This is a genomic window from Pseudomonas sp. NPDC089752 (assembly GCF_044748725.1).
Lineage (GTDB): Bacteria > Pseudomonadota > Gammaproteobacteria > Pseudomonadales > Pseudomonadaceae > Aquipseudomonas.
In genome coordinates this window covers 300027-323312 of record NZ_JBIVGP010000004.1, presented here as the reverse complement: position 1 = coordinate 323312, position 23286 = coordinate 300027, and the positions used below count along the sequence as shown (strand labels likewise).

At 62.5% G+C, this 23286-nt stretch carries 24 protein-coding genes and 1 tRNA gene; 12 read left to right on the top strand and 13 right to left on the bottom strand.

Features of this window, described 5'->3' with window-relative positions; genetic code table 11:
- Nucleotides 1-69: 69 nt before the first annotated feature.
- The 5 genes from ACIPZF_RS08875 to ACIPZF_RS08855 form a co-directional block, all read right to left on the bottom strand.
- Entirely contained in the window at nucleotides 70-1011 is a 942-nt protein-coding gene (locus ACIPZF_RS08875) for a ribose-phosphate pyrophosphokinase (RefSeq protein WP_003247410.1), read from the bottom strand.
- A gap of 48 nt (nucleotides 1012-1059) precedes the next feature.
- A tRNA-Gln gene (locus ACIPZF_RS08870) sits at nucleotides 1060-1134 on the bottom strand.
- Nucleotides 1135-1153: 19 nt separating this feature from the next.
- On the bottom strand, nucleotides 1154-2014 hold the full coding sequence (ispE, locus tag ACIPZF_RS08865) for a 4-(cytidine 5'-diphospho)-2-C-methyl-D-erythritol kinase (RefSeq protein WP_400797832.1): 861 nt from the start codon (nucleotides 2012-2014) through the stop codon (nucleotides 1154-1156).
- Between the two features lie 3 nt (nucleotides 2015-2017).
- The gene (lolB, locus tag ACIPZF_RS08860; RefSeq protein ID WP_400797829.1) at nucleotides 2018-2635 is read right to left on the bottom strand and encodes a lipoprotein insertase outer membrane protein LolB; all 618 of its coding nucleotides are present in this window, start codon (nucleotides 2633-2635) and stop codon (nucleotides 2018-2020) included.
- A gap of 4 nt (nucleotides 2636-2639) precedes the next feature.
- On the bottom strand, nucleotides 2640-4361 hold the full coding sequence (locus ACIPZF_RS08855) for a tetratricopeptide repeat protein (protein WP_400797826.1): 1722 nt from the start codon (nucleotides 4359-4361) through the stop codon (nucleotides 2640-2642).
- Nucleotides 4362-4549: 188 nt separating this feature from the next.
- Between ACIPZF_RS08855 and hemA the strand changes: the two genes are divergently transcribed.
- From hemA to ACIPZF_RS08825, 6 genes are all read left to right on the top strand, one after another.
- A complete protein-coding gene (gene hemA, locus ACIPZF_RS08850) occupies nucleotides 4550-5827 on the top strand; it encodes a glutamyl-tRNA reductase (RefSeq protein ID WP_400797824.1) in 1278 nt (425 codons plus the stop codon).
- Complete coding sequence (gene prfA, locus ACIPZF_RS08845; RefSeq protein WP_400797821.1) at nucleotides 5824-6906, top strand: peptide chain release factor 1; 1083 nt, start codon at nucleotides 5824-5826, stop codon at nucleotides 6904-6906. The genes hemA and prfA overlap by 4 nt, the downstream gene beginning before the upstream one ends.
- On the top strand, nucleotides 6906-7736 hold the full coding sequence (prmC, locus tag ACIPZF_RS08840; RefSeq protein ID WP_400797818.1) for a peptide chain release factor N(5)-glutamine methyltransferase: 831 nt from the start codon (nucleotides 6906-6908) through the stop codon (nucleotides 7734-7736). The genes prfA and prmC overlap by 1 nt, the downstream gene beginning before the upstream one ends.
- Nucleotides 7730-8485 (top strand): molybdopterin-synthase adenylyltransferase MoeB, encoded by a 756-nt coding sequence (locus tag ACIPZF_RS08835; RefSeq protein WP_400797816.1) that lies wholly within the window; start codon nucleotides 7730-7732, stop codon nucleotides 8483-8485. The genes prmC and ACIPZF_RS08835 overlap by 7 nt, the downstream gene beginning before the upstream one ends.
- Entirely contained in the window at nucleotides 8478-9275 is a 798-nt protein-coding gene (murI, locus tag ACIPZF_RS08830) for a glutamate racemase (RefSeq protein WP_400797813.1), read from the top strand. Before ACIPZF_RS08835 ends, murI begins: the two co-directional genes overlap by 8 nt.
- Before the next feature lie 103 nt (nucleotides 9276-9378).
- Nucleotides 9379-9897 (top strand): acyloxyacyl hydrolase, encoded by a 519-nt coding sequence (locus ACIPZF_RS08825; RefSeq protein WP_400797811.1) that lies wholly within the window; start codon nucleotides 9379-9381, stop codon nucleotides 9895-9897.
- 74 nt (nucleotides 9898-9971) lie between these two features.
- Here the strand turns inward: ACIPZF_RS08825 and ACIPZF_RS08820 are convergent, their stop codons facing one another.
- The 5 genes from ACIPZF_RS08820 to ACIPZF_RS08800 all read right to left on the bottom strand — a co-directional run bounded on the left by ACIPZF_RS08820 (nucleotide 9972) and on the right by ACIPZF_RS08800 (nucleotide 15050).
- The gene (locus tag ACIPZF_RS08820; RefSeq protein ID WP_400797809.1) at nucleotides 9972-10670 is read right to left on the bottom strand and encodes an SDR family oxidoreductase; all 699 of its coding nucleotides are present in this window, start codon (nucleotides 10668-10670) and stop codon (nucleotides 9972-9974) included.
- Nucleotides 10671-10687: 17 nt separating this feature from the next.
- A complete protein-coding gene (gene phrB / locus ACIPZF_RS08815; protein WP_400797807.1) occupies nucleotides 10688-12109 on the bottom strand; it encodes a deoxyribodipyrimidine photo-lyase in 1422 nt (473 codons plus the stop codon).
- Nucleotides 12100-12999: a MerR family transcriptional regulator gene (locus ACIPZF_RS08810; RefSeq protein WP_400797804.1), complete on the bottom strand. Its 900-nt coding sequence runs from the start codon at nucleotides 12997-12999 to the stop codon at nucleotides 12100-12102. The genes phrB and ACIPZF_RS08810 overlap by 10 nt, the downstream gene beginning before the upstream one ends.
- Nucleotides 12989-13957, bottom strand: a complete 969-nt coding sequence (locus ACIPZF_RS08805) for a YbgA family protein (RefSeq protein WP_400797802.1) — start codon at nucleotides 13955-13957, stop codon at nucleotides 12989-12991. Before ACIPZF_RS08805 ends, ACIPZF_RS08810 begins: the two co-directional genes overlap by 11 nt.
- Nucleotides 13958-14063: 106 nt before the next feature.
- Nucleotides 14064-15050, bottom strand: coding sequence for an NAD(P)/FAD-dependent oxidoreductase (locus ACIPZF_RS08800; protein ID WP_400797800.1), 987 nt, complete (start codon nucleotides 15048-15050; stop codon nucleotides 14064-14066).
- A 188-nt stretch (nucleotides 15051-15238) separates the two neighbouring features.
- On the opposite strand from ACIPZF_RS08800, the gene ACIPZF_RS08795 reads away from it, so the two are divergent.
- Nucleotides 15239-16144 carry a TIGR01777 family oxidoreductase gene (locus ACIPZF_RS08795; RefSeq protein ID WP_400797797.1) on the top strand — a complete coding sequence of 302 codons (906 nt, stop codon included), beginning with the start codon at nucleotides 15239-15241 and terminating at the stop codon, nucleotides 16142-16144.
- Nucleotides 16145-16157: 13 nt separating this feature from the next.
- Nucleotides 16158-17171, top strand: coding sequence for a ferrochelatase (gene hemH, locus ACIPZF_RS08790; RefSeq protein ID WP_400797794.1), 1014 nt, complete (start codon nucleotides 16158-16160; stop codon nucleotides 17169-17171).
- Between the two features lie 89 nt (nucleotides 17172-17260).
- Here hemH and ACIPZF_RS08785 read toward each other — a convergent pair whose 3' ends face one another.
- Nucleotides 17261-18535, bottom strand: a complete 1275-nt coding sequence (locus ACIPZF_RS08785) for a uracil-xanthine permease family protein (protein WP_400797792.1) — start codon at nucleotides 18533-18535, stop codon at nucleotides 17261-17263.
- 2 nt (nucleotides 18536-18537) lie between these two features.
- On the bottom strand, nucleotides 18538-19176 hold the full coding sequence (gene upp, locus ACIPZF_RS08780) for a uracil phosphoribosyltransferase (protein WP_011532223.1): 639 nt from the start codon (nucleotides 19174-19176) through the stop codon (nucleotides 18538-18540).
- A 159-nt stretch (nucleotides 19177-19335) separates the two neighbouring features.
- On the opposite strand from upp, the gene ACIPZF_RS08775 reads away from it, so the two are divergent.
- The 4 genes from ACIPZF_RS08775 (at nucleotide 19336) to ACIPZF_RS08760 (ending at nucleotide 21252) form a co-directional block, all read left to right on the top strand.
- Nucleotides 19336-19893, top strand: a complete 558-nt coding sequence (locus tag ACIPZF_RS08775) for a hypoxanthine-guanine phosphoribosyltransferase (protein ID WP_400797790.1) — start codon at nucleotides 19336-19338, stop codon at nucleotides 19891-19893.
- 2 nt (nucleotides 19894-19895) lie between these two features.
- Nucleotides 19896-20369: a WbuC family cupin fold metalloprotein gene (locus ACIPZF_RS08770; RefSeq protein ID WP_400797787.1), complete on the top strand. Its 474-nt coding sequence runs from the start codon at nucleotides 19896-19898 to the stop codon at nucleotides 20367-20369.
- Nucleotides 20370-20422: 53 nt separating this feature from the next.
- Nucleotides 20423-20893 carry a hypothetical protein gene (locus ACIPZF_RS08765; protein WP_400797784.1) on the top strand — a complete coding sequence of 157 codons (471 nt, stop codon included), beginning with the start codon at nucleotides 20423-20425 and terminating at the stop codon, nucleotides 20891-20893.
- A gap of 68 nt (nucleotides 20894-20961) precedes the next feature.
- Nucleotides 20962-21252: a PA4642 family protein gene (locus ACIPZF_RS08760; protein WP_400797781.1), complete on the top strand. Its 291-nt coding sequence runs from the start codon at nucleotides 20962-20964 to the stop codon at nucleotides 21250-21252.
- 161 nt (nucleotides 21253-21413) lie between these two features.
- Here ACIPZF_RS08760 and mqo read toward each other — a convergent pair whose 3' ends face one another.
- The gene (gene mqo, locus ACIPZF_RS08755; protein ID WP_400797778.1) at nucleotides 21414-22919 is read right to left on the bottom strand and encodes a malate dehydrogenase (quinone); all 1506 of its coding nucleotides are present in this window, start codon (nucleotides 22917-22919) and stop codon (nucleotides 21414-21416) included.
- Between the last annotated feature and the right edge of the window lie 367 nt (nucleotides 22920-23286).

Genomic DNA, 23286 nt, shown 5'->3' with positions numbered 1-23286 from the left:
GGGGATGGCAAAAAAGCCCCGCCCCAACACATGTTGGGGCGGGGCGCTTCACATCAATACGCGTTCCGCTTAGCGGAACATCGCACTGATCGATTCTTCATTGCTGATGCGGCGTACCGCTTCAGCAACGACCGGTGCGATATCCAGCTGACGGATACGGTCACAGGCCTGAGCAGCGGCGGACAGCGGAACGGTGTTGGTCACCACCAGCTCGTCCAGTACCGACTTCTCGATGTTCTCGATCGCACGGCCCGACAGGACAGGGTGCGTGCAGTAGGCGTAAACCTTTGCCGCGCCGTGTTCTTTCAGAGCCTTGGCCGCGTGGCACAGGGTGCCGGCGGTATCGACCATGTCGTCTACCAGGATGCAAGTGCGCCCTTCGACGTCGCCGATGATGTGCATCACTTCGGAGTGGTTGGCCTTTTCACGGCGTTTGTCGATGATACCCAGGTCGACACCCAGGGACTTGGCGACGGCACGTGCGCGCACGACACCACCGATGTCCGGGGAGACGATCATCAGGTTCTCGAAACGCTGGTCTTCGATATCGTCGACCAGTACGGGCGAACCGTAGATGTTGTCGACCGGGATATCGAAGAAACCCTGGATCTGGTCAGCGTGCAGGTCGACGGTGAGTACACGGTCGATACCGACGACAGTGAGCATGTCAGCGACGACTTTGGCGCTGATGGCTACACGTGCCGAACGCGGACGGCGGTCCTGGCGGGCGTATCCGAAGTAAGGAATCACGGCGGTGATTCGGGAGGCTGAGGAGCGGCGGAAGGCGTCGGCCATCACTACCAGTTCCATCAGGTTATCGTTGGTCGGGGCACAAGTCGGCTGAATAATGAAGACGTCTTTACCGCGAACGTTTTCATTGATCTCAGTGCTGATTTCGCCGTCGGAGAATTTACCGACAGAGACGTCACCGAGAGGGATATGCAGCTGACGTACGACACGCCGAGCCAGATCGGGGTTAGCGTTCCCCGTAAAGACCATCATCTTGGACACGCGCAGTACCTGGAGGCTGAGGGTATACCTGGATGAGTATAAGGAAAATGGCAGGGGCGGCTGGATTCGAACCAACGCATGGCAGGATCAAAACCTGCTGCCTTACCGCTTGGCGACGCCCCTGTATCTGTTGCTGCGAGCGCTAGGCACTCGACTTCTTGACCAGACTTTGCAGCTTGCGATGCAACATCGAAACATTGCTTCCTTTCGCCACAAACCCTGTTTGGGTCGCTGAAAGAAGGGCCAGAACTTTATCAGCTTCGGCTTTGCTTGGGAAGGCCCCAAACACACAACTTCCAGTTCCGGTTAGCCGAGCTTCAGTGAATTTGCCTAGAGAATTCAGCGCGTTGCGAACCTCTGGGTAACTCTGCTCAACCACCCGTTGGCAGTCATTTCGACTGTTTCCCTCGGGAACGGGGCGCATCTTAAGGGGGAGAGAATCACGTGTCAACTGCGGATGTGAAAAAATTTCTACTGTGCTGACAGACACTTGCGGCACCAGCACTACATACCAGGGTTCGGCCGGGTCGACCGGGGTCAGTTGTTCACCAACGCCCTGAGCGAATGCCGCATGGCCACGGACGAACACCGGTACGTCGGCACCCAGCGTCAGGCCCAGAGCGGCCAGGCGATCTTCGTCCCAATCCAGCTGCCACAGGTGCGCCAGCGCCAGCAGCGTAGTGGCGGCATCCGAACTGCCACCGCCGATGCCGCCACCCATGGGCAGCACTTTGGTCAGCCAGATGTCGGCGCCAAGCGCGCTGCCGGACTGTTCCTGCAGCTTGCGCGCGGCGCGCACGATCAGATTGCTGTCGTGGGGCACTGCGGCGATTTCGGTGTGCAACTGGATCACCCCGTCTTCACGTAGGGCGAAGGTCAGTTCGTCGCCGTGGTCGAGGAACTGGAACACGGTTTCGAGCTCGTGGTAGCCGTCAGGGCGGCGGCCGATGATGTGCAGCCACAGGTTGAGCTTGGCCGGGGCGGGCAGGGTGAGCTTGTGCATCGGTCAGTGCCCCAGCTGGCGTGGTTGCCAGTCCTTGACCACCAGGGTCACGTCGAGGTCCTTGCCGTGCAGTTTCAGACGCTCGGGCAGCCAGTAACCGTTTTGCTCGGTGTAGCTCAGGTACTGCACCTGCCAGCCATCCTGATCGAGGCTGGCCAGGCGGCTGTCGCCGTCCAGGGTCAGCTTGCTCTTGCTGTCGGGGGCGGGCAGGCCACGCACCCACCAGACCAGGTGCGACACCGGCAATTGCCAGCCCAGTTGTTCCTCCAGCAGGGATTCAGGGCTGCTGGCTTCGTAGCGGCCCTGGTTGGCGACTTCCAGCACCACGCCGCCGGGGCGGCCGGTCAGGCGAGCGGCGCCGCGGCCCAGTGGCCCGGCCAGGCGGATGTCGTAATAGTCCTGGCGCTGCAGCCAGAACAGTGTGCCGCTGCCGGAATCGCGCGGGGCGCGGATGCCGACCTTGCCGTTGATCTGCCAGCCATCGAGGCTGCTCAGCTGCTCTTTATGGGCGCGCCACTGCTGTGGGTCGCCGTGGCCCTGCAGGGCCTCGCGGCTACCGAAGCCGGCACAGCCGGCCAGCAGGGCGATCAGGGTGAAGGTAATGCAATGGCGCAGGAACATGGCGTTAAAGGGTCTCGGATCCGGTCAGGCGCAGGACGGTCTTGCGCAGGATAGGGCTGTCGGGCTGGGTCTCGAAGGCCTTGGCCCAGACCTGGCGGGCTTCGCGGCGCTTGCCGTTGGCCCACAGGACTTCACCCAGGTGGGCGGCCACTTCATGGTCGGGGAAGCGCTGCAGGGCCTGACGCAGGTAGTTTTCGGCTTCGTCCAGGTTGCCCAGGCGATAGGCGACCCAGCCCTTGCTGTCGAGAATTGCCGGGTCGTCAGGGGTCAGCTGGTAGGCCTTGTCGATCAGCGTCTTGGCTTCGGTGTAGCGGGTGGTACGGTCGGCCAGGGTGTAACCCAGGGCGTTCAGGGCCATGGAGTTTTCCGGCTCGCGGGCAATGATGGCGCGCAGGTCTTTTTCCATCTGCGGCAGGTCATCGCGTTTTTCCGCCAGCATGGCGCGGGTGTAGAGCAGGTTGAGGTCATCCGGGTAGCGTTGGATGGCCTGCTGCAGCACCTGGTTGGCCTGGGCGTCCTTGTTGTTGTTGCTGTAGCTTTCCGATTCGATCAGGTACAGCTGGATGGCGATATCCGGCTGCGCTTCGCGGGCCTCGGCGAGCATGCGCGACGCTTCGGTGCCACGGCCGTTGGCGATGAGGATATCGGCCTGGCGCAATTGCGCTGGCAGGTAGTCGGGGCCTGGGCCGACCAGAGCGTACTCGCGCAGGGCGCCGGCTGGGTCGTGCCGCTCTTCGGCGATACGGCCGAGGTTTAGGTGCGCGGCGTCGACATTGCTGTCGCGCTCGATCAGCTCGCGCAGGTAGCTTTCCGCTTCGTCCCAGTCTTTGTTTTCCAAGCACACCAGGGCCAGGGAGTAACGCAGTTCGTCGTCGTCGGGGTATTGCTGGACCAGGCTGATGAACTCGCTTTTGGCATCGGCGATGCGGTCCTGTTCGACCAGGGTGCGCGCGTAGGTCAGGCGCAGGCGCTTGTCGTCCGGGTTGTCGCGGATGGCTCCGCGCAGCAGTGGCAGAGCTTCCGGGCCGCGGTCCAATGCCTGAAGCAGGCGAGCGCGGAGCAGGATCGGCGCGATCTCGCCGTTTTGCGCCGGGTGCGCTTCGAGCAGCTCAAGCGCTTCTTCGGCCTTGCCGTCCTGGTTCAGCAGCAACGCCTTGCCGAATACCAACTGGCTGTTGTCCGGGTACTTGACCAGCAGCCGATCGAAGCTCTGCATCAGGCCGTCGCGGGTGCTCTGATCGGTTTCGGCCGCCGACAGGGCGAGGAAGTCGAAGTGCGTGTCACCCTGGCCTTGCAGCACTTTTTCCATGTAGGTCATGGAGTCGTCATAGCGGCCGGCACGCGCCAGTTGAATGGCGGCAGCACGCTGGGCGTCGAGATTCTGCGGGTCGTTGCGCGCCCAGATCAGCGCGCTGTCCGTGGCCGGCTCGTCGGCACCAAGGTACTCGGCGATGCGGTAGGCGCGCTCGGATACGCCCGGGTCCTGGGTCTTTTCGGCCTGGTCGGCGTAATTGGCCAGGGCGATGTCGAAGCGGTTGCGCTGGCCAGCCAGCTCGGCCACCAGCAGGCTGTACAACGTGTCCTGTTTGAACGACCCATACACCACGGGTTTCTCGGCCTCAGCCTTGGCAGCATCGGCAACGGGAGACTCGGCCTTTTGCGGGGCCAGGCTCTGGCAGCCCTGGAGCAGGGCGAAAGCAAGCAGCAGTGCGTAGGGTCTGTTCATATAAAGAGGCTTAGAAAGGCTTACCGACGGTCGGAGCATGATGACACAAGCGCAGGGGCAAACCCACACGCGAAGGTCGCGCTTTACAGTGATGGTCTTGGTATATAGGGACAATAGCGAACGGTGGTTGTTCTAAAACCTGCGAAAGAGGACAATTATCGGCTTCCCGTCACAACCAGCGACCTTGCATGGCCTTTCTTGCACTTGGTATCAACCATAAGACTGCCTCGGTAGACGTACGCGAGCGCGTGGCGTTTACCCCAGAGCAGCTGGTCGACGCCCTGCAGCAGCTCTGCCGACTGACCGCCAGCCGTGAGGCGGCGATCCTGTCGACCTGCAACCGTAGCGAGCTTTATATAGAGCAGGACCACCTGTCTGCCGAAGCGGTCCTGCAGTGGCTGGCCGACTATCACCGGCTGAGCCTCGACGAACTGCGCGCCAGTGCCTATGTGCATGAAGAGCACGACGCGGTCCGGCACATGATGCGGGTAGCATCTGGCCTGGACTCGCTGGTGCTGGGCGAGCCGCAAATCCTCGGCCAGATGAAATCGGCCTATGCCGTCGCACGTGAAGCCGGCACTGTCGGCCCGTTGCTCGGGCGCCTGTTCCAGGCCACCTTCAGCGCCGCCAAGCAAGTACGCACCGACACTGCCATCGGCGAAAACCCGGTGTCGGTGGCGTTCGCCGCCGTCAGCCTGGCGCGGCAGATCTTCAGCGACCTGGGCCGCAGCCAGGCACTGTTGATCGGTGCCGGTGAAACCATCACCCTGGTTGCCCGCCACCTGCATGAGCAAGGCGTGCGCCGCATCGTCGTGGCCAACCGCACCCTGGAGCGCGCCAGCCTGCTGGCCGAGCAGTTCGGCGCGCATGCCGTGCTGTTGGCCGACATCCCGCAAGAGCTGGCCAACAGCGACATCGTCATCAGCTCCACCGCCAGCCAGTTGCCGATCCTCGGCAAGGGCGCGGTGGAGAGCGCGCTGAAACTGCGCCGGCACAAGCCGATCTTCATGGTCGATATCGCTGTGCCGCGCGACATCGAGCCGGAAGTCGGTGAGCTCGACGACGTCTACCTGTACACCGTCGACGACCTGCACGAAGTGGTCGCGGAAAACCTCAAGAGCCGCCAGGGCGCGGCCCAGGCGGCCGAGGAGCTGGTCTCGGTCGGCGCCGAAGACTTCATGGTGCGTCTGCGCGAGCTGGCCGCGGTGGATGTACTGCGCGCCTATCGCCAGCAAAGCGAGCGCCTGCGCGACGAAGAATTGCAAAAGGCCCAGCGTCTGCTGGCCAACGGCGGCAACCCCGAAGATGTGCTGGCCCAATTGGCCCGGGGGCTGACCAACAAACTCCTGCATGCGCCCAGCGTGCAGTTGAAAAAGCTCTCGGCCGAGGGGCGCCTCGATGCGCTGGCCATGGCCCAGGAACTCTTTGCCCTCAACGAGGGCTCGACGGACAAATCCCTGCAATGAAAGCGTCGCTGCTGAACAAACTGGACACGCTCCAGGACCGCTTCGAGGAACTCACCGCTTTGCTGGGTGATGCCGAAGTCATTTCCGACCAGACCCGCTTTCGCGCCTATTCCCGTGAATATGCCGAAGTCGAGCCGGTGATCGCTGCCTATCAGAACTGGCGCAAGGTGCAGGACGACCTCGAAGGCGCCCAGGCGCTGCTCAAGGACGCCGACCCCGACCTGCGCGAAATGGCCGTGGAGGAAGTGCGCGAAGCCAAGGACCAGCTGGTCGGCCTTGAGTCGCAGCTGCAGCGCATGCTGCTGCCCAAGGACCCCAACGATGGGCGCAACGTGTTCCTGGAAATCCGCGCCGGCACCGGTGGTGACGAAGCGGCGATCTTCTCCGGCGACCTGTTCCGCATGTATTCACGCTACGCCGAGCGGCGCGGCTGGCGCCTGGAGATTCTTTCCGAGAACGAAGGCGAGCACGGCGGTTACAAAGAGATCATTGCCCGCGTCGAAGGCGACAGCGTGTACGGCAAACTCAAGTTCGAGTCTGGCGCGCACCGCGTGCAGCGCGTGCCGGAGACCGAGTCGCAGGGCCGCATCCACACCTCGGCGTGCACCGTGGCGGTGTTGCCCGAGCCTGATGAGCAGGTGGCGATCGAGATCAACCCGGCCGACCTGCGCGTGGACACCTACCGTGCCTCCGGTGCCGGTGGCCAGCACGTCAACAAGACCGACTCGGCAATCCGCATCACTCACTTGCCCACCGGCATCGTGGTCGAGTGCCAGGAAGAGCGTTCGCAGCACAAGAACCGCGCCCGCGCCATGTCCTGGCTGTCGGCCAAGCTCAACGACATGCAGACCAGCGCCGCGCAGAACGCCATCGCCAGCGAGCGCAAGCTGCTGGTGGGTTCGGGCGACCGCTCCGAGCGCATTCGCACCTACAACTATCCACAGGGGCGGGTCACCGATCACCGCATCAACCTGACCTTGTATTCCCTCGACGAGATCCTCGCCGGTGGCGTCGATGCCGTGATCGAACCGCTGCTGGCCGAGTACCAGGCCGATCAACTGGCGGCCCTGGGGGACTGATGACCATCATTGCCAGCCTGCTGCGCAACGCGCAGTTGCCAGATTCACCCAGCGAACGCCTGGACGCCGAACTGCTGCTGGCGGCGGCCATCGGCAAGTCGCGCAGCTACCTGCACACCTGGCCCGAGCGTATCGTCAGCAGCGAACACGCCCAGACCTACGCCGGCTATCTGCAGCGTCGCCGTGCCGGTGAGCCGGTTGCCTATATCCTGGGCCAGCAAGGCTTCTGGAAGATCGACCTGGAAGTGGCACCGCACACCTTGATTCCGCGCCCGGACACCGAGCTGCTGGTCGAAACCGCGCTTGAACTGCTACCGGCAACGCCGGCCAGGGTTCTCGACCTGGGCACCGGCACGGGCGCCATCGCCCTGGCCCTGGCCAGCGATCGTCCGGGCTGGCAGGTAACTGCGGTAGACCGCATCGATGAGGCCGTGGCCTTGGCCGAGCGCAATCGCAAGCGCCTGGGCCTGGGCAACGTCAAAGTGCTCGCCAGTCACTGGTTCAGCAGCCTGGCGGATGAGCGCTTCGACCTCATCCTCAGCAACCCGCCTTATATCGCCGCCGAAGACCCGCACCTGATAGAAGGTGACGTGCGCTTCGAACCCAGCAGCGCCCTGGTGGCCGGTGCCGATGGCCTGGATGACCTGCGGCTGATCATCAGCCAGGCGCCGCAGCATCTGTTGGCGGGTGGCTGGCTGCTGCTCGAACATGGCTATGACCAGGCGCCTGCGGTGCGCGAGCTGCTTGCCGCGCAGGGCTTCATCGAGGTGGCCAGCCGAAAGGACCTGGGCGGCCATGAACGTATTTCCCTGGGGCGCTTGCCATGCTGACCGATCAGGAACTGTTGCGTTACAGCCGGCAGATTCTGCTGGCTCAGGTGGATATCGACGGCCAGCTGCGTCTCAAGCAGAGCAAGGCGCTGATCGTCGGCCTGGGCGGCCTCGGTTCGCCAGTCGCGCTGTACCTGGCGGCTGCCGGAGTCGGCGAGCTGCATCTTGCGGACTTCGATACTGTCGACCTGACCAACCTGCAACGCCAGGTCATCCATGACAGCAGTAGCGTCGGCATGAGCAAGGTGGACTCGGCGCTGCAGCGGCTGGAGGCCATCAACCCCGAGGTCAGGCTGGTCGCCCATCGTCAGGCGCTGGATGAAGACTCGCTGGCTGCCGCAGTTGCGGCCGTCGACCTGGTGCTGGACTGCTCTGACAACTTCGGCACCCGCGAAGCGGTCAATGCCGCCTGTTTTGCTCAGGGCAAGCCGCTGGTCAGCGGCGCGGCGATTCGGCTTGAAGGGCAGCTGTCGGTGTTCGACCCTCGGCGCGACAACAGCCCTTGCTACCACTGCCTTTACGGGCATGGCAGCGAAGCCGAGCTGACCTGCAGCGAAGCCGGGGTGATTGGGCCGTTGGTGGGGCTGGTCGGTAGCCTGCAAGCGCTGGAAGCCATGAAGCTGCTGGCCGGTTTCGGCGAGCCGCTGGTCGGCCGTCTGCTGCTGATCGATGCCCTCGGCACGCGCCTGCGTGAATTGCGGGTCAAGCGTGACCCGGCCTGCGCCGTGTGCGGCAAGCGCGATGGCTGAGCGCTCGGCGCCGGTTGGCGTGATGGATTCGGGGGTCGGCGGTTTGTCGGTGCTCACCGAGATCCAGCGCCTGCTGCCGAACGAGTCACTGCTGTATGTGGCCGATTGCGGCCACGTGCCGTATGGCGATAAATCCCCGGACTATATCCGCCAGCGCTGCCGGCGCATCGCCGAGTTCTTCCATGAGCAAGGCGCCAAGGCCATGGTGCTGGCGTGCAACACGGCAACAGTGGCGGCGGTTGCCGACTTGCGTGAGCTGTACCCCGATTGGCCGCTGGTAGGGATGGAGCCTGCTGTCAAACCTGCTGCTGCCGCTACCCGCTCCGGTGTGGTCGGCGTGCTGGCTACCACCGGCACTTTGCAGAGCGCCAAGTTCGCTGCCTTGCTCGACCGCTTCGCCAGCGATGTGCGCGTGGTCACCCAGCCTTGCCCTGGGCTGGTCGAGCTGATCGAGACCGGCGACCTTGCTAGTGCACAGTTGTACCAGCTGCTGTCGGGTTACGTGCAGCCTCTGTTAGCCGCCGGATGCGACACGTTGATCCTGGGTTGTACCCATTACCCCTTCCTGCGCCCGTTGCTCGCGCAAATGGTACCCGCCCAGGTGGCCATCATCGATACCGGCGCGGCTGTGGCCCGGCAGCTGCAACGCTTGCTGGCCGCCCGCGACCTGCTGGCGGACGGGCCAGCGGGGGCTACCGCATTCTGGAGCAGCGCGGATCCGCAATCTTTGAGAAGTATCCTACCTGTGCTGTGGGAACAGTCTGGCGAAGTGCAAGGTTTTCAGTTGTAAAAAAAACGTGAAAACAGCTGAACTATCGTCCCATTCCTGATTTCTATCGTTTGCCTGTTCGAGGCGAACACTAATAACAGCATTGGAAAGAAGGATGTTTCTCATGAGGAAACTGCTCGGCTTGGCGGCGGCTGCCGTCTTTACCCTGGGGCAATTCACCGCGGCACAGGCTGCCGACGTTTCGCTGTCGGTGGGGCAGACCGGAGACTCCACCATGGTCTATCGCCTGGGGCTACAGTCGAATTGGGAAGCGAGCTGGTGGCAAACCAGTGTCGGTCGAGTGACGGGTTACTGGGATGGCGCCTACACCTATTGGGACGGTGACGAGACGGCCAGTAACCATAGCCTGTCGTTTGCGCCGGTTTTTGTTTATGAGTTCGCAGGCGACTCGGTGAAACCGTATATCGAGGCCGGTATCGGTGTGGCTGCGTTCTCGCGCACCAAGCTTGAGAGCAACGATCTGGGCTCGTCGTTCCAGTTCGAGGATCGCATAGGCTTTGGTTTGCGCTTTGCGGGCGGGCATGAGATTGGTGTGCGGGCGATTCACTATTCCAATGCGGGCATCAAACAGCCCAACGATGGCGTGGAAAGCTACAGCCTGCATTACCGCATGGCGCTTTGATTCATGCAGTGCCGGCCTCTTCGCGGGGCAAGCCGGATCGCCCCGCGAAGAGGCCGGCACTGCAATTAGAGCATTCAGCGTGACAACGGCCACAAACTGCTGATATCCAGGACCTCCAGCACCAATTCCGGTTCGCGCAGAGTCAAGCGATGCAGCAGCTCCTCTGCGGCACTCTCGGGAGTCCAGGCGTCAGGCGCCGCTTGCACAGGCGTCACTGGCGTTTTCAAGGATTGCGGCGCTACCACCGTCAGATCGATGCCCTTGGCCTTCAATGCCTGGCGCTCTTCGCGCAACCACTGCGGTACGTTGTTCCAGCCTGCCGTCACCTGCGTCGGTGCATAGAGCTGCAAGGCTGAATAGCGGTTGAAAATCGCCATCACCTGCGGTGAGTCGCCCTTGGACAGCAGCGGCTGCCCTTTGCTCAGGCAATACTCGCCCGCCAACTGGTTGGTAGTGACGATCGCCTCGAACAGCTCGCTGTCCGGGACATCTTTCGCCACATAGTCGCTGGTGCCCGCGTTGATGATCAGGCAGTCGAGCGATCCCCAGGCATCGCAAAGCTGTTGGCAGGCGCTGGTTGCCTGATCTTCGTCGTTCAACTGCCAGGGCAGAAGCAATAGCTTGCTGCCATGGCGAGCTGCCAATGTCTGTACTTCCTCGCCTTCCTTTGCACTCGTGGCAACCCGATGCCCCTCTTCGAGCAACCGCTCCACCAGGGCCAAACCCAGCCCGTTGCTGGCCCCTGTAACCCAGAAACTGCGCGAGTATTTCAAATTAATGCCCCCTGATCCTATCGGCGTGGAAGGCCCTTGAACGCTTCCAATGCACGCTGACGGCTACTGCTGAGATCGACTATAGGACTGTGATACGAATTATTGACTAAAAGATCCGTTGCTCTCATTGGCTGATGAATGTTCTTTTCGTCTTCTCCTTCTAGTTCGGGCACCCAGTGGCGGATGAACGCCCCTTGTGGGTCGAAACGTTGCGACTGGGAAACCGGGTTGAATATACGGAAATAGGGGACCGCGTCGGTACCTGTGGACGCGCTCCACTGCCACCCGCCATTGTTTGCGGCCAGATCACCGTCGATCAGATGGCGCATGAAATGCCGCTCGCCTTTGCGCCAGTCGATCAACAGGTTCTTGCTGAGGAACATGGCGACGATCATGCGCAGGCGGTTGTGCATCCAGCCGGTGTGCAGCAGTTGGCGCATGGCAGCATCGATGATCGGGAAGCCGGTGCGGCCCTGTTCCCAGGCTTCGAGATCTGCAGGCGCATCGCGCCAGGGCAGGGCTTCGGTCTGAGCGCGGAACGGGCGGTGGCGCGATACCTGTGGATAACCGGTCAGGATGTGCTTGTAGAATTCGCGCCAGAGCAATTCGTTGATCCAGGTCTGAATGCCGCTGCTGCCGCTGTCGAACTCCCCGCGATTGCTTGCCAGGGCGGCATGCAGGCATTGCCGTGGTGAAATCACCCCGGCGGCCAGGTAAGCCGACAGCTGGCTGGTGCCGGGTTTGGCGGGGAGGTCGCGCAGGGTCTGATAGTCCTCGACAGTTTCGTCGAGAAAGCGGGTGAGCCGCGCCTTGGCCTCTTCCTCACCAGCCGGCCAATGTTCGCTCAGGGCACGTGGTGGTTTGTCGAAACCTTCGATGTGTTGCGGGATCGGGTCGCTTGCGATATCCAGCGGCGCTTGGCGTTTTACCTGTGAAGCCTGAGACGGCAGGCTGCGGTGCAGATGCTCCAGGCAGACTTTCTTGAACTGGCTGAACACCTGGAAGTAGTCGCCGCTGCGCGTGAGGATGGTGCCTGGGCGGAACAACAGTTGATCGAGGTAGCTGTGTGCCTGAATGCCGGAGGCCTCCAGCAGGGCGCGCGTGGCCTGATCGCGACTGTTCTCGTTGATGCCGTACTCATCGTTCCAATGCACGGCTTCGATGTGGTGCTGGCGGCATACCTTGAGCAGCGCAGCTGCGGCCTCGTCCCAGGTATCTATCTTGCGGATCAGCAGCGGGATATTGAGGTTTTCCAGCGACTGGCGCAGGTCGCGCAAGTTTCGTAGCCAGAAATCGACCTTGCATGCGGCATCATCGTGTGCCTGCCACTGGCCGGGGCTGGCCAGCCACAGGGCAACGGTCGGGCCGCGGGCGCAGGCAGCGCTCAGGGCTGTGTTGTCGTCGAGGCGCAGATCGCTGCGCAGCCAGATCAATTGCATCGGGGGCTCATCTCTACAGGCGGGCGGCCATTGCTTTGAAGTGCGCGCAATGCCGCCTGAGGGGTGTCGAACAGAAAAAGCTCAGGCAGGCCGAAGGCTTGTAGTTGTGCTTGATGGAGGGGAAGCGTGGCGCCGCCCAACAGTTTCGGCCCAGATATCCCTTCGAGCGTGCGCAGCAAGGCCCGGCTGTCGATGCGCGGGCCCAGGTGCAGCAGCAGTGCGCGAGGCGCAAGTGCGATGACGGCGCGCTGCAGTTCGACACCGCTGACCGGTTGCTCCAGGATCTCAACCGGGATGCCGTTGCTGCACAGCAGCCAGGCGCATAGCCACAGGCTGGGGTCGAACAGGTGCTCGCTGTCTGCGGCGATCAGTACCGCCGGCCCCTGCAGGAGTTGATTGTCGTGATAGACCCGCGCCCCAAGCTTGCTGCGCAACCAGGTATGGAAGAACACTTGCTCGAGCCGGGCATTGAAGTAGGTGCGCCAGCGCTGTGCCAAGCTCTCCAGCAGCGGCAGCAACAGCTTTTCGCAGAGGGTTATCGCCGGATACAGCGCCATGGCCTGGTTGAGCTGCTGATCGAGGGCGCGCTGGGACAGGTTGGCGATGGCCTCGATCATCTGTTGTTGGCGCGTTTGCCAGTCACCTTGCGGGACAACGGCAGGTGGCTTGTCGAGCAGCTCGCGCACCTGGCCGACCGAAGCACCGCGTTCCAGCCAGGCCAATATCGCTTCGACCCGTTCGAGCTGGTCGAGGGCATACAGGCGATGGCCCTTGGCGGTGCGTTGCGGCTTGAGCAGGCCGTAGCGCCGCTCCCAGGCACGCAATGTCACCGGATTCACGCCGGTGCGTCGCGCCAGTTCACCAATGGGCAAAAGCGTGTCAGACGTCATTGCGCAGCCCCAGGCTGTCGGGGTGCGGCTGCAGGTAGGCTTGTTGCAGCAGGTAAGGGTCGGGGTGCTTGCGCAGGTAGTGCTTGAGCAGGGTCAGCGGTACCACGAGCGGCACCTCGCCCTGCTGGTACTGGTCGATGAGGTGCTGCAGTTCGGCCTTGTCCTGGGATGTCAGTGCGCCCTTGAAATAGCCACTGAGGTGCTGCAGCACGTTGCCATGGGTGCCGCGACTGGCGCAGCGGCGCAGGGCTTGCATCAGTTGGCTGAAATAGCGTGCTCCGATTTCCCGTGGGTCGTCTTCCCGGCTCATGCTGCCCAGCAGGCGACCGAGCTGGCGATACGCCTGAGGGTTGTTGGCCATCAGCAGGTATTTGTAACGTGAGTGGAATCGGACCAACGCCCCACGGCTCAGGCCCTCGGTAAGCACATGTTGCCAGTCGGCATAGGCGTACACGCGACTGATGAAGTTTTCGCGCAGTACCGGGTCGTGCAGGCGGCCTTCTTCTTCGACCGGCAAATCCGGGCGACGCGCGCAGAATGCGGCGGCATAGGCACCCGTGCCGCCTTCGGCAGCAGGGTGGCCGTTGTCCTGATAGACCTTGACCCGTTCCAGCCCGCAGGAGGGCGATTTTTGCATGAAGATGTAGCCGCAGATACCGTCGAGCTCAGCGGCCATGCGTTCGCCGTAATTGGCCAGAGGTTCGCTCAAATCCATGTCGGGATTGCGCGTGCCGACCACGGCAGGGTGCCGCGGGTCACCGACCAGGCGGATAGGCTCGCGCGGTACGCCCAAGCCTATGGCGACTTCGGGGCAGACCGGCAGCCAGTCGAAATGGGCTTCCAGTTGCGTACGGCACAGATCGGAAGCCTTGTGCCCGCCGTTGTAGCGCACGCTATGGCCGGTCAAGCACGCGCTGATGGCGATGCAGGGCTTGTTGTGGGCGGACTGATCGGGCATGACTGACTCCGAATACTTGTACATTGACGAGACCGTGTACAAGGTTATTCCAGCACAGCCACAAAGTTATGCAAACTAGTATTTTTGTATAGTGTTGCCTTTGGCGTTATTCGAGATGTTCCAACAGCCGCCGCGCCGCTTCCTGACCACTGAGCCAGGCACCCTCGACACGCCCTGACAGGCACCAGTCGCCACAGGCATACAGGCCCTGGTCGGCATCTGCCAGTGCACCCCATTCATGGTTGCCGGCGGGCCGTGCATACAGCCAGCGGTGAGCCAATGCGAAAGAGGGGGCCGGCACGACGCAGCCGACCAATTCGGCGAATTCGCCCCACAATTGCTCGATCACCTCTTCCTTGGCCAAGTCGATGTGATGTTTGCTCCAATTGGAGGTGGCATGCAGTACCCAGGTGTCTAGGTGCTCGTCGCGGCCTGGCTTGCTGCGGTTGCGCGCCAGCCAATCGAGCGGGTTGTCCTGCACGAAACAGCCCTGCATGGGCGTATCCAGGGGTGTCTCGAAGCCAAGCGCGACGGCCCAGGTAGGTTCCATCACCACGCCCGCAGCCACCGCCGCGAGTTTTGGAGTAGCCGCGAGCAGGGGAGTAGCCTGCGGAGCTGGCACGGCGATCACCACACGGCTGAAGGGGCCATGGCTGCAGCCTTCGGTGTCTTGCAGATGCCAGAACTGCTTGCCGCGGAACACCTCGGCAATGCGGCAGCCGAAGTTCACCGTGACGTCCTTGAGCAGGCCGCGGGTTATGGCGCTCATGCGCGGCACGCCGACCCAGCGGGTCTGTTCGTCAGGGGAGGGGGTCAGTTCGCCATCTCGGTAGTTGTACAACTGCGGTTTCCACTGTTCAGCCCAGCCGGCAGCCACCCACTGCTGCACCTGCTCGACGAAGCGCCGGTCACGGGCCGTGAAGTACTGGGCGCCGAGATCGAGCGCACCGGCATCGCTGCGCTTGCTGGCCATGCGCCCGCCACTGCCGTGGCCTTTGTCGAACAAGTGAACGGCTTGCCCGGCCTTCTGCAAGGCCTGAGCGGCGGAAAGGCCGGCGATACCGGCACCGATGATGGCAATAGGTACTGTCATGATGGCCTCTTCGAACCTTGCTGATAAGCAGACTACGCTGTCAGGCAAACCTGTACAATGCACAATATTTGTATAAGGTTATTCCGCGTCATGGCGCAGGTTGGCCTATGTTTATCCGAGAGCGTTTGGTTAAAAAAGTGCCTTGTTGTTAAAAATAGACCATCGCCGCACTCTGCGAGGACACAGCCATGCATATATTGCTGACGGGCGGTACTGGGTTGATCGGCCAGCACCTTTGCCAGTACTGGCTTGGCCAGGGCCATAAGCTGACCGTGTGGAGCCGGCGCCCCGATCAGGTGGCGCGTTTGTGCGGTAGCGGGGTGCGTGGGATTGCCCGACTGGAAGATCTGTCGCCGCAAGAGCAGGTGGATGCGGTGATCAACCTGGCTGGCGCGCCGATCGCCGATCGGCCATGGACCGCTGCCCGGCGCCAACTGCTGTGGGCCAGCCGCATTACCCTCACCGAGCAGTTGCTGGCCTGGCTGGGCAGCCGCGATCAGCGCCCCGAGGTGCTGGTCTCCGGGTCTGCCGTGGGCTGGTATGGCGATGGCGGTGAGCGTGAGCTGACCGAGGCCTCACAACCGGTGCGTGAAGATTTCGCCAGCCAGTTGTGTATCGCCTGGGAAGAAACCGCATTGCGTGCACAGGCGTTGGGCCTGCGTGTAGTGCTGGTGCGCACCGGCCTGGTACTGGCCAGCGATGGCGGCTTCTTGTCACGCCTGCGCCTGCCCTTCAAGCTTGGCCTGGGTGGCCCGCTCGGTAATGGCCGGCAGTGGATGCCCTGGGTTCATATAGACGACCAGGTCGCCCTGATTGATTTTCTCTTGCAGCACAGGGATGCCAGCGGTCCTTATAATGCCTGCGCGCCAGAGCCTGTGCGAAACCGCGAGTTCGCCAAACGTCTGGGTCGGGCGCTGCATCGGCCGGCACTGCTGCCGGTGCCGGGGCTGTTGCTCAAGGCCGGCCTTGGTGAGTTGTCGACACTGCTGCTGGGTGGCCAGCGGGCGCGCCCGGTGCGTTTGCTGGCCGCGGGTTTCACCTTCCGCTTCAACGATCTGCAATCGGCCCTGGACAACCTGTCCAGGCGCCTCTGACATAGGACGCTGCATGACCGATCACGCCCTGCTGCTGGTCAACCTGGGTTCCCCGGCCTCCACCTCGGTGGCCGATGTACGCCGCTACCTCAACCAGTTCCTGATGGACCCCTACGTGATCGACCTGCCGTGGCCGGTGCGGCGTTTGCTGGTGTCGCTGATCCTGATCAAGCGCCCTGAGCAATCGGCGCACGCTTATGCATCGATCTGGTGGGACGAAGGGTCACCCCTGGTGGTGCTGACGCGGCGCCTGCAGCAAGCGATGGTCGAGCACTGGCCCCATGGCCCGGTCGAAATCGCCATGCGCTATGGCCAGCCGGCGCTACCCGATGTATTGGCGCGCCTGGCTGCCCAGGGCGTGCGCAAGGTCACGTTGGCACCGCTTTATCCACAATTCGCCGACAGCACGGTGACCACCGTGGTGGAGCAGGCCAAACAGACCATTGCCGAGCGCGGCTTGCCGCTGGATCTGCGCCTGCTTCGGCCATTCTACGATCACCCGGACTACATCGACGCCCTGGCTGCCAGTGCCCAGCCGTATCTGCAGCAGGATTACGACCACCTGCTGTTGAGCTTCCATGGCCTGCCCGAGCGGCACCTGAAGAAGCTCGACCCTACTGGCAAGCATGATTTCCAGGCGGCGGACTGCTGCAAGGACGCCAGCGCCGAGATGCGTGCGGTGTGCTACCGCGGCCAGTGCCTGGCCACGGCCAAGGCCTTCGCAGAGAAGATGGGCATCCCGGAGGGCAAGTGGTCAGTGTCGTTCCAGTCGCGGTTGGGGCGGGCGAAGTGGATCGAGCCCTACACCGAGACGCGTCTGGATGAGCTGGGCAAGGCGGGGGTCAAGAAGCTGCTGGTGATGTGCCCGGCATTTGTGGCTGATTGTATCGAGACGCTGGAAGAGATCGGCGATCGTGGCAAGGAACAGTTCATCGAGGCGGGAGGAGAAGAGCTGGTGCTGGTGCCGTGCCTGAATGATCACCCGGAGTGGGTGAGGGTGTTGGCGGGGATGTGTGAAAAGGTCTGAGCCTTAGGTTGACTGTTCCGGCCTCTTCGCGGCGGTCCGACGTATCGGCAAGCCCGCTCCCACAGAGGCCGGTTCAGGTTAAACCGGGATCAAGGCAACTGATCATCCAGCTTCTTGTGTTTCCAGCCATCATTGCCCGGCAGAATCAGGTTCAGGGCGATAGCGACGATGGCGCACAGGGCGATGCCCTTCAGGCCCCAGTCGTCCGGGCCGTCACCGCTGCCGATCAGCACGCCGCCGATGCCGAATACCAGGGTCACCGAAACGATCACCAGGTTGCGCGCCTCGCCGAGGTCGATCTTGTGGCGGATCATGGTGTTCATGCCCACCGCCGCGATCGAGCCGAACAGCAGGCAGAGAATGCCGCCCATCACCGGCACCGGGATGCTCTGCAGCAGTGCGCCGAACTTGCCGATGAAGGCCAGGGTGATGGCGAAGATCGCCGCCCAGGTCATGATCTTCGGGTTGTAGTTCTTGGTCAGCATCACCGCGCCAGTCACTTCGGCGTAGGTGGTGTTGGGCGGGCCGCCGAACAGGCCGGCTGCGGTGGTGGCCAGGCCATCACCCAGCAGGGTGCGGTGCAGGCCAGGTTTTTTCAGGTAATCACGACCGGTCACGCTGCCGACTGCGATCACTCCGCCGATATGCTCGATCGCCGGTGCCAGGGCAACTGGGACGATGAACAGGATCGCCTGCCAGTTGAATGCTGGCGCGGTGAAGTTGGGAATCTCCAACCACGGCGCGGCGGCAATCTTGGCAGTGTCGACCACGCCAAAGGCAAACGACAGGGCAAACCCCACCAGCACGCCGGAGATGATCGGCACCAGGCGGAAGATGCCTTTGCCGAACACCGCGACGATCAGGGTGGTGAGCAGCGCCGGCATGGAAATCAGCATGGCCGTCTTGTACGGCATCAACGCAGCGCCGTCACCGCCTTTGCCCATCGCCATGTTGGCGGCGATCGGCGCCATGGCCAGGCCGATGGAGATGATCACCGGGCCGATCACCACCGGTGGCAGCATGCGGTCGATGAAGCCGGTGCCCTTGATCTTCACCATCAGGCCCATGAAGGTGTAAACGAAGCCTGCGGCCATCACGCCGCCCATGGTCTCCGCCAGGCCGAACTGGCCCTTGGCGAGGATGATGGGGGTGATGAAGGCAAAGCTCGACGCCAGGAACACCGGCACCTGACGGCCGGTGACCAGCTGGAACAGCAAGGTGCCGATGCCGGCGGTGAACAGCGCCACGTTCGGATCGAGGCCGGTGATCAGCGGCATCAGCACCAGCGCGCCGAATGCCACGAAGAGCATCTGCGCACCCGAAACGACCTGGCGCCAGAGCGGGTCGTTGAAGCCGTCCTGCATGGTCAGGCGTCCTTCTGCTTGGTGCCGAAGATCTTGTCGCCGGCATCACCCAGGCCCGGCACGATGTAGCCGTGCTCGTTGAGGCGCTGGTCGATCGAGGCGGTGTAGATCTGCACATCCGGGTGGGCTTTTTCCACCACTTCGATGCCTTCAGGCGCGGCAACCAGGACCATCGCGCGGATTTCCTTGCAGCCGGCTTTTTTCAGCAGGTCGATGGTGGCGACCATCGAGCCGCCAGTGGCCAGCATCGGGTCGATGATCAGGGCCAGGCGCTGGTTGATGTCCGGCGCGAGCTTTTCCAGGTAGGTATGAGCTTCGAGGGTTTCCTCGTTGCGGGCGACGCCTACGGCGCTGACCTTGGCGCCCGGAATCAGGCTGAGCACGCCGTCGAGCATGCCGATACCGGCGCGCAGGATCGGCACCACGGTGATCTTCTTGCCGGCGATTTTTTCAACTTGTACCTTGCCACACCAGCCATCGATCTCGTAGGTTTCGAGTGGCAGGTCCTGGGTGGCTTCGTAGGTCAACAGCGCGCCGACTTCCTGGGCGAGTTCGCGAAAATTCTTGGTGCTGATGTCAGCACGGCGCATCAGGCCGAGCTTGTGGCGGATCAGCGGGTGGCGGATCTCACGAGTGGGCATAGGGGGCTCCGAAAGGCGGGCAAAAAAACCGCGCTAGATTAATCTATTCAGCCTTTGCTGTCGTGCAGTCCTTTTGCACGTTAGTCCATAAATGCTTGATCTGTGACGAGCGGATGCGTACCTTTGCCCGCTTTTCCAAAATGCCCCCCGGAGAGCGCCATGTCCGCTGATCTCGAGCACATCCGTCAAGTCATGCGCGAGGCAGACTGCCTGTACAACGAAGCTGAAGTCGAAGCGGCGATTGCCAAGGTCGGCCAGCAGATCTGCCAGGACCTGCACGACAAGAACCCGGTGGTGTTCTGCGTGATGAACGGCGGCCTGATCTTCGCCGGCAAACTGCTGACGCATCTGCAGTTCCCGTTGGAGGCGTCGTACCTGCACGCCACCCGCTACCGCAACCAGACCAGCGGCGGTGAACTGTTCTGGAAGGCCAAGCCGGAGGTGTCGTTCATCGACCGTGACGTGCTGATCGTCGACGACATCCTCGACGAGGGCCATACCCTCAGCGCCATCATCGAGTTCTGCAAACATGCAGGCGCTCGCTCGGTGCACACCGCCGTACTGATCGACAAGGACCACGACCGCAAGGCCAGCCCGGACCTCAAGGCCAGCTACGTCGGCCTGCCCTGCATCGATCGCTACATCTTCGGTTACGGCATGGACTATAAAGGGTACTGGCGCAACGCGAACGGCATCTTCGCCGTCAAAGGACTTTGATCATGAGCCAGCCTGCGTACATCGACCGATCGCTGTTCGCTGAGCTGGCACAAAAAGCCGCTGAAAGTCCGCGTGGGCGGCACCATCACAGCTTTCACGATGCTCAGGAGCCGTTTCATCGGCTGGCAGTCGGGCTGCAGCCGTCCACTTACATTGCCCCTCATCGCCACCTCAGTGACGACAAGGCGGAAACCCTGCTGGCCTTGAAGGGACGGTTGGGTCTGCTGGTGTTCGATGAGAATGGCGTGGTGATCGACAAGCGTGTCCTGCAGGCCGGCGGCGATTGCATCGGTGTGGACGTGCCGCCGCGTGTCTATCATTCGCTGGTAGTGCTGGAGGCCGACAGTGTGCTGTTCGACTGCAAGGCAGGGCCGTACACGCCCCTGGTCGAGGGTGAGCATGCCCACTGGGCGCCGCGTGAGGGCGAAGAGGGTGTGGCCGCATACCAGGCCTGGATGCTCGCGCAGTTCGATTGATAGTCGCCGCAGTTCGGCGTGCTAGAGTGCTCCTTCATGCCAAGGAGCCTCACATGCGTGCGATTTTCCCCCTGCTGCTGGCAGTCAGCCTGCCGCTCGCCGCAGCACCGCTGCACAGCCAGTTTCTCCCGCCCGATGAGCAAGCCCTGCGACAGGAAGCGCCGACGGCTCAGCAACTGCTGCAGGTCACCGATTATTCGGTGGTGGTGGCCGCCCAGCGTCAGTCCGACCAGCAACCTATCCCGATTACCCGCGCGCTGCAGGTACGCCTCAAAGGCAAGCCGCTGAGCAAAGGCGCAAGCATCGCCCAGGTGCTGCTCACCTTCGAAGGCGAGGCCGGCAAGAGCCTGAAAAAACCGCTGTACGACGACAAGTCCCGTATCCTGAGCCTGAATTACCCGGTCAGCGACTACCGCGTGGTGATGGACCTGCTGCGTAACGAGACGGTCTATGTGCAGTTTCTGACCTACGCCAACGGCCACATCTGGGCCGACCTGCACACCGGTACGGTACGTACGCGTTGAGGCACGCCGCTTGTGAGGGGTAAACTGCCGGCCTTCGAAATCCCGTGATGGTCCAGTTGGAGCCGGCAATGCGTAAAGACAAGAAGCAGGTGATTGGTGACGAAATCAGCGACGACTACATCAAGTCGTTCCTCCAGTTCGAGCCGGCCGATGGTGTGACCTCGCCGTCGCTGCACAAGTTGGTCAAGGCCTACCGTGGGCTGCGCGTGGACGACTTCGAGCGCTTTGTCGGTTTCTTCGTCGAGGCGGGCTATGACCTCGATGGCAAGGACGAGCATGGCCAGACCTTCGTCGAGCAGATCGCTGACCAGCGTACGGCCCCGGAGTACATCGAGATCATCGATAACGCCCGCGGTTAATTTGTAATCTGTACCGGCCTATTCGCGGGGCAAGCCCGCTCCCACAGAAATCACCGCCAGACTTGTGGGAGCGGGCTTGTCCCGCGAAGAGGCCGGCACAGGCTGGCAAAGAATCAGGCACAAAAAAACGCCCCGAGGGGCGTTTTTTCGTTTCTGCCGGATCAGGCGTAATGCTTGGCCGGGCTGTCTTCCACCAGCTCCAGCGCCACATCGTTGTCGGCACTGATCTTGTGGTACAGGGCTGCGTCGGTGGCCAGGGTCTTCTCGCGGGCCGGGAAGATTTCCTTGAGCTTGGCAGCCCAGGCACCCTTGGCTTGTTCAGGGAAGCAGCGTTCGATCAGCTCGAGCATGATCGACACGGTCACCGAAGCGCCCGGCGAGGCGCCGAGCAGTGCGGCCAGGCTGCCGTCCTGGGCCGAGACCAGCTCGGTGCCGAACTGCAGAATGCCGCCTTTCTTCGGGTCTTTCTTGATGATCTGCACGCGCTGGCCTGCCACTTCCAGGCGCCAGTCTTCGGCTTTGGCCTGTGGGTAGAAGCGGCGCAGTGCTTCGAGGCGCTGTTCCATCGACTGCATCACTTCGCTGACCAGGTACTTGGTCAGGTCCATGTTGTCGCGGGCCACGGCCAGCATCGGGCCGATGTTGCCCATGCGCACCGACAGCGGCAGGTCCATCAACGAGCCATGCTTGAGGAACTTGGTGGTGAAACCGGCGTACGGGCCGAACAGCAGCGAGGTCTTGCCGTCCACGACACGGGTGTCGAGGTGCGGTACCGACATCGGCGGCGCGCCGACGGCGGCCTGGCTGTACACCTTGGCCTGATGCTGCTTGACGATTTCCGGGTTGTCGCAACGCAGCCACTGGCCGCTCACCGGGAACCCGCCGAAGCCTTTGCTTTCCGGGATGCCGGACACCTGCAGCAGCGGCAGGGCCGCGCCGCCGGCGCCGAGGAAGACGAAGCGGGCGTCGACTTCACGGCTGCCGCCGCTGTTGACGTCCTTGATGCTGACGGTCCAGCCAGCGCCGTTACGGCGCAGGCCGACGACTTTCTTGCTGTACTTGACCTGCGCGTCCGGCGAATCGCCCAACAGCTTGAGCAGCTTGTTGGTCAAGGCGCCGAAGTTGACGTCGGTGCCCTTGCTCACACGGGTGGCGGCGATCTGCTGGTCGGCCGGGCGGCCAGGCATCATCAGCGGCATCCAGTCGTTCATTACCGCCTTGTCTTCGGTGTATTCCATCTCGGCGAAGGCGTGGTGCTGCTTGAGCAGCTCGAAACGCTTCTTGAGGAAGGACACACCCTTTTCACCTTCGACATAGCTCAGGTGCGGGACAGGGTTGATGAAAGCACGGGCCGAGCCGAAATTGCTCTTCTTGCACAGGTACGCCCAGAACTGGCGCGAAACCTCGAACTGGGTATTGATGTGCACGGCCTTCTTGATGTCGATGCTGCCATCGGCGGCCTGGGGCGTGTAGTTCAGCTCGCACAGGCCGGCGTGGCCGGTGCCTGCGTTGTTCCAGGGGTTGGAGCTTTCCGCGGCCCCGGAGTCCATCGCCTCGACGACCTCCAGCTTGAGGGTCGGGTCGAGCTCCTTGAGCAGTACGGCCAGGGTGGCACTCATGATGCCCGCGCCTACCAGTACTACATCAACCGATTCGTTCTGCGCCATTTAACGCGTCTCCACAATCTACAGCTACCTAATTGACAGCATGAGAATCCTGGGGTGCCAGGATTGCCATGTCCGACTCTTCGCAGTTCTTGCCACTTCCGCGGACACCGCCAATCAGTCTTCGGGTTGCGATATTGAACCCTGATTGCCATGGGTGCGGCAATTCGACTTATGGTCAAGGTGTCGTGCGTGCGCTATGGAACGACCTCAGATGCTCATGGAAACCGAGCGCCTTAGCCGCCTGTTCAGGGCTGTTCGGGACACATCTGCCGCTTTTGCACATGCCAGACTGTTCATTTGCTCGCCACACTCTTGTGAAGTAGTGAAAACCGTTTTTCCACGCTCTTTTGGAGACGTGAACCTCAAA